Here is a 6,026-nt window from a genome sequence, read left to right on the forward strand (position 1 = left end):
TGGAGTTGTGCAACAGTTACCGATGTTGTGTACAGTTTTCATGTGTTATTATTTATTTTTATGGGTCACATGGAATACGCCAGATTGGTTATAATATCATCTTCGGTTGGTGATTTGTTCCAATCATGGCTATTTCATCTCAAAATATCGATAACTGAGATTTTGTTGTAAACTCTTCAAGAAATTTCATCCCTTTATATGAATTTCCTTTTTCATTCAATTTCGGACTCCAAACTGCAATCGCATAATGATTTGGATGGATTGCAACAATCCCTCCTCCAACACCACTCTTTCCAGGAAGTCCAACTTTAAAGGCAAATTCTCCAGATTCGTCATATAAGCCACAAGTTTGCATTAGTGCATTTATTCTTTTGCATTGGCTTTTGGTAAGTATCGAATTGTTAGCAAATATGTTACAGCCATTGTTTGCTAAAAACAAAAATAATTCTGAAAGCTCTTTGCAATTCATTTCAAGAGAGCAAAGATCAAAATAGAAGTCAAGAACATCTGAGGGTTCATTTTCAATATTTCCAAAGGATTTAATGAAATTACATAATGCCACATTTCGAAATCCTACGCTTTTTTCTGAAGCAGCTATTTTGCGTGAATAGTTTAATTCTGAATTATTGGAAATGCTTCTAATAAAAGATAAAAATTCTTCTTTTGGGTTTTTCAGATTGCTAAGTAGAATATCTGAAATAACAATTGCTCCAGCATTTATAAAGGGATTTCGAGGTATGCCTTTATCTGCTTCAAGTTGAACTAGAGAATTAAATGCTGTTCCTGAAGGTTCTACTCCAAGTCTTGTCCAAATTTTCTCGCCAAGAATACTATATGCTAAGCTTAGTGAAAGTACTTTTGCAATACTCTGAATCGAAAATTTTTCGTTAAAATTGCCAATACCAAAATTAGTGTGGTCAATTGTTGATATAAATACTCCAAAACTTTCCGAATCAACGTTAACCAACTCAGGAATATAAGATGCCAATCGTCCTTTGTCATCTGTATTTTTAACCTCTTCATAGGTTGCCCTAACTATTTCTTCTAAATTCACCTCTTTTTTAATTTAATTGTACACAACGGTTTGGGTATTGCCGAAGGCGGGTATTTTTAGCACAAAAGTTCAATCGAAGGACAAAAGTTGAACTTTGCACAAATGTCAATTCGAAGCCGTTCAGCCACGCTTTTGGCAATGCCTTGTTAGCGGCTGGCATTTTCATTATTTTGGTTGTTTTTTAAGTAAAACGCTGTTTCACATAAATCCCTCATGTGTTTACTTAATTCTTCTGGATTAGAAATTAAATAATTGTAGTCTTGTACTGAAATGATTCTCTTAAAATAATCATATTTCAGAGTGGCACCATGAAATAATTTCGCTCTCATTATGCCTGCAATTTCAACAGCATCAATATTTGACAAATTATAATTTCTGACCGAATTATTGTGGTTTAAAGTTGGCGAATAATTATTCTTAGCAAAAAACGATTTTACATGTTTGCGAGATTCATGATTACTTTCTGTAATACTTTCTAGTACCATAAAATATCTGGCACATTTGTATATATGATTAGTCTCTTTGTTTGCGTCATGAAAAAGTGACAAGGAAAAATTTTGATTATCAATTATTTTTTCAGCGTTATTAATGAATGAAAGTTTCTCTTCTAAACTAATCCATAGTCTGTGCAATCTGTTATACTGAACTAATTCAGTTTTATACATAATTTTTTCATTCATTTTTACAACTTTAAAAAACTCAACGGGGGATTGACCTGATATTAAAGAAAGAAACAGTTTTGCTTTTTCAAGATGAACACTACATTCTTTCTCAAAATTTAATATGTTAGATTGCGATTCATTGGATTTATAAAGTATATAACAAACAGGAATATTATCGGAATAATCCTTATCAAATGTTTCAATATTAGATACTGCGTATTTATATTTGAATGTTTCAAAGAAATCCTTTATATAATCAATGTAGTGATTATGATACAAAGATTTCAATGGTACCAGAATTGTGTTATTATATATTTCTATTATTTCGTCGATTGATGGTCCATAAACTAATAGTCCAAAGTAGTTTTCTTCTTTAAGATAGTTTTCAATAATTTTCATCTTCGGTTAAATGCTTGCTGCTAACGGTTGACGGATTTGCGACAGTAAAAAATATAGCAACGAAGTTGCGTGTATTTTTTATTTAGCAAATTCGATGATGTACGCAGTTCGGAGCGATAGCGATGAAATGTGTACATTATCGGATGTAATCCGTCAACCGATGTGACGCGATTCGTAGCATAGCGGAGAATTGCGTCACATCGTTTTGGGTATTGCCGAAGGCGGGGAAATCGAAGCGGAAAGTTTCGATTTTGCACCGAGGCGAGCCAAAACGAATTTTTATGAGTTAAATTTAAAAATATAAAACGAATAAAATTCGTTTTTGGCGGAAAATTATGGTAGAACCTTGAATTTACCACTTTAGCCCCGCTTTTGGCAATACCTTGTTAGCTGTAGTTGCAATTTGCAAATTTTTTATCTAGTCTGTAAAATCACAATACCGCCTTTTAAATCTAAATGTGGAAATTTATCTTGATAATCATTTTTACTTAAGATTTTTATATTTTTTATTGAGTTCAAGTCAATTAAGACATTTGTTTTTAAATTCTCTGAACTTACAGGATATCCGTCAATGATAAGTAGACCAAATTCAGGAATACTCAAATTTTTAATAGTTTTATTTTTTAAGTTTTCAGATTCAATGATATTACTATTTCCGTTCGATTTTATATTAATAGTTTTATATTTTTTATTTTTTGTAATTCTGTTAACTTGTTCTTTACTCGAATAAAAATTTTTAAAATTTATTTTCAGTGTGTCAAAAAAGACAGAATAACCACTTTCTTGAAGTTTAACAATTCTAGTATGATTATATGTAATTGATCTACTTTTACAAGAAAATAAAATCAAAGCAAATATAATAGTGTAAAAAAGTTTTTTGATTTTCATTTAGTCGGTCTGATTTTGTGCAATTACAGCTAACGGGAAACGTATTGCTGAAGTGCGGGCTTTTACACCTGAAATTTCTACTAAAAACTGCACGAAGCAAAAAATGTTTTCCGCTGACTAAATTAATAAAAAAATGGAGGCGGAAACATTTTTTGCGACTAAATTTCACAAAATTTTCAACGCAAGAGCCTTCAATCCCGCATTTTAGCAATACGATGTTAGGCGAAGTTATTTATTATTTTCTTTATTTTCAAGATGTTTTCACTGTTTTTACCATAATCAATCAAGGTTGTTGGTAATTGTGGCTTACTCGTAATTTCATACTCAAATTCATTAGTGCTTCCTTTTGTAATTTCAATGTTTTCGCCCCAAGAATATAAACTAATAGATGTTCTTATAATGATTTTGTCTGAAGTAAGGTTTATTGATTTGTATTTAGTTTTTAATTCATCAAATATTTCTTTTAAAGTTAATTTTGAAGTAAATGTTGATTTTTGATTAACTTTAAAGTCCAAGTCAGAGGCATTTCTTATTCCATTTTTTTTCATTTTAACCACTTGAAGTAATCCAAGAATTATGGTCATAAGAAGTCCAAAGATTAATGCTTTTATACTAATTTCTTTTATTTCAATTTTTTGATTTGAAAATAATTCTGGAATTACTAACATAAATCCAAATATTAATGCTGTGACAGTGAATATTTTTAATAAAAATTTAATTGTTGATTTCATTTTCTTATAATTTCGCCTAACGGTTGACGGATTTGCGACAGTAAAAAATATAGCAACGAAGTTGCGTGTATTTTTTATTTAGCAAATTCGATGATGTACGCAGTTCGGAGCGATAGCGATGAAATGTGTACATTATCGGATGTAATCCGTCAACCGATGTGACGCGATTCGTAGCATAGCGGAGAATTGCGTCACATCATTGTTTTTTCACGAAACTGATCTAGCATTTGTTTCGTAAAAAAACAGCTATATCCGCATTTCGTAAAATTAAAAACAAATATAATTATTTTTTTGTAAATTAGATACTTATAAAAATAAAATTCATGTATCACGAAGTAATTTGATGTAAAATGTAATAATGAATGTATGGATAGCGAAACAATTCTAAAAACGTTGCAAAATCGATTAAAATTACAACGATATGCAAACAATACCATAAAATCGTATTGTGGTTACGCTCAAGTTTTCTTAGAGCAGATGGAAAAATACAATAGATTAGATGAAATTCCTATTTCAGAAATCGAATTGTTTATCAATACAAAAGTAACTCAAGAAAATATCAGTGTTTCCTATCAACGTTCTTTGGTTGGGGCAATTAAAAAAGTATTTGAATTAGTTGAAAATCAGAAAATCGAATTAAATTATCTTTATCCGAAACGAAAAGTTAATAAATTACCAACTTTCTTTTCTCAAGAAGAAGTACGAAATTTATTAAATGCAACAGAAAATTTAAAACATAAAGCTATTCTTACCATAATCTATAGCTGTGGATTGCGACTAAGCGAATTGATAAATTTAAAAATTGCAGATATAAAATCGGAAAGTGATTTACTTCTTATTCGTCAAAGTAAAGGTAACAAAGATCGAATAGTAGCTTTGCCAGATAAACTTTTGTTATTATTGAGAGAATATTATAAGGTTTATCAACCTAAAGACTTTTTGTTTGAAGGGGCTAAAGGGAATCAATACAGCGAAAGGAGCGTCCAATTAATTTTAAAAAATGCTATGAGTAAAGCTGGTGTTTTATCAAAAGGCAGCGTACATACTTTAAGACATTCATATGCTACTCATCTTATAAAAAGTGGAATTGATGTACGTGTAGTTCAAGAATTATTAGGTCATAACGACATTAGAACTACCATGATTTATACGCACATTACAGATATTGATAAAAAATCGACACCAAGTCCTTTAGATTTTTTGTGATAATTTGTAAAATCTAACACATTATTTTATCTCAACAATCTTCACCACCTCACTTTTCAATACTTTAGTGCCTGCCTCATTATAAGTTTGCTCTACAGTCACTTTAATTTTATCATATTTAGGAGTTGGAAAATCTAACAATTCTCCAATGTTTTTATATCCAAATGCTTTTGCCAAAAGAGTTATGTGACGGGTGCTATATTTATGTCGCTGTGTATAAGATTCAACATTACTAACAAAGCTTCTAGCAACCCCCATTTTTAGGCTTAGTTCATCTTTAGTTATCCTATTAACTTTTCTGAGATTTTTCACATGATTAATTAAATCAAAATCAAATTGTGTAGTTTCAAATTCGAATATTTTATTCATTTAACTAAAAATAATCACCCAACATATTGGGTTTTAATTAAAATTGTTTATATTTGTATAAGCGAATTGATAATTAGACTTTTAATAGTCATAATTAAAACGATGAATCTCGAATCGAAACGACCAATTTTACCTCGAGAGTTTCGTGAAATCGCTCCATGTCTCAAAAGTTTTGTACTTTCGTAATACGGCATGGGCGGTTTTCACATATGCTTTAGGGGTAACTTTTAAACTTTCGAGTTTATAAGCTGGGTTTGGTCGCCCACGGTACTAAAGTGTGAAGCCGCCTTGCTTTTTTTGCAAGTATTTCTTCATACACGAGAAACATCGTTCCACAAAACCCAACACAAAATGAGAACGAAACAATTTCAATTCATCCGTAAAAAACCTCCAGACAAAGTCTGTTCGTTTTTTCCATTCTTTTAAAGAACAATTCTCCGTTTTATAACATTTAACGGAACGTAAAGAAAAGGTTCCCCTTTCTTTACTCGCTCTCTATCAGAGCCTCGGTAATGAGACTTTGACAGCTAGGTTATACTTTTATTTTTCGCACATTAAAAGTAAACCCTTTATTGCCATTTTCCAAATTTATTGGGGCTACTACCTGATTTAAGTTGTAAGTAATGAGTTATAAGTAATGAGTTAAATGTATGATGTACAGATTAGATGTTAGATATGAGAATTGAGATTTTAGAGTTGTACTATGTAAAAAGTAGA

General features: G+C 30.7%; 6 protein-coding genes. 1 reads left to right on the forward strand and 5 read right to left on the reverse strand.

What is annotated here, in order from left to right; genetic code table 11:
* Positions 1–139: 139 nt before the first annotated feature.
* From B3I31_RS05475 to B3I31_RS05490, 4 genes are all read right to left on the reverse strand, one after another.
* Entirely contained in the window at positions 140–1,054 is a 915-nt protein-coding gene (locus B3I31_RS05475; RefSeq protein ID WP_065722182.1) for a glutaminase, read from the reverse strand.
* Positions 1,055–1,200: 146 nt separating this feature from the next.
* A complete protein-coding gene (locus B3I31_RS05480; protein WP_291046857.1) occupies positions 1,201–2,115 on the reverse strand; it encodes a hypothetical protein in 915 nt (304 codons plus the stop codon).
* A gap of 414 nt (positions 2,116–2,529) precedes the next feature.
* Positions 2,530–3,003 carry a hypothetical protein gene (locus B3I31_RS05485; RefSeq protein ID WP_291046856.1) on the reverse strand — a complete coding sequence of 158 codons (474 nt, stop codon included), beginning with the start codon at positions 3,001–3,003 and terminating at the stop codon, positions 2,530–2,532.
* Positions 3,004–3,221: 218 nt separating this feature from the next.
* Positions 3,222–3,734, reverse strand: coding sequence for a hypothetical protein (locus B3I31_RS05490; protein WP_291046850.1), 513 nt, complete (start codon positions 3,732–3,734; stop codon positions 3,222–3,224).
* A 366-nt stretch (positions 3,735–4,100) separates the two neighbouring features.
* On the opposite strand from B3I31_RS05490, the gene B3I31_RS05495 reads away from it, so the two are divergent.
* Positions 4,101–4,940, forward strand: a complete 840-nt coding sequence (locus tag B3I31_RS05495; RefSeq protein ID WP_291046846.1) for a tyrosine-type recombinase/integrase — start codon at positions 4,101–4,103, stop codon at positions 4,938–4,940.
* Positions 4,941–4,961: 21 nt separating this feature from the next.
* Here the strand turns inward: B3I31_RS05495 and B3I31_RS05500 are convergent, their stop codons facing one another.
* Complete coding sequence (locus B3I31_RS05500; RefSeq protein ID WP_291046845.1) at positions 4,962–5,309, reverse strand: helix-turn-helix domain-containing protein; 348 nt, start codon at positions 5,307–5,309, stop codon at positions 4,962–4,964.
* Positions 5,310–6,026: the final 717 nt, after the last annotated feature.

It is taken from the genome of Empedobacter sp. UBA3475 (genome assembly GCF_002378465.1).
Classification (GTDB): Bacteria; Bacteroidota; Bacteroidia; order Flavobacteriales; family Weeksellaceae; genus Empedobacter; species Empedobacter falsenii_B.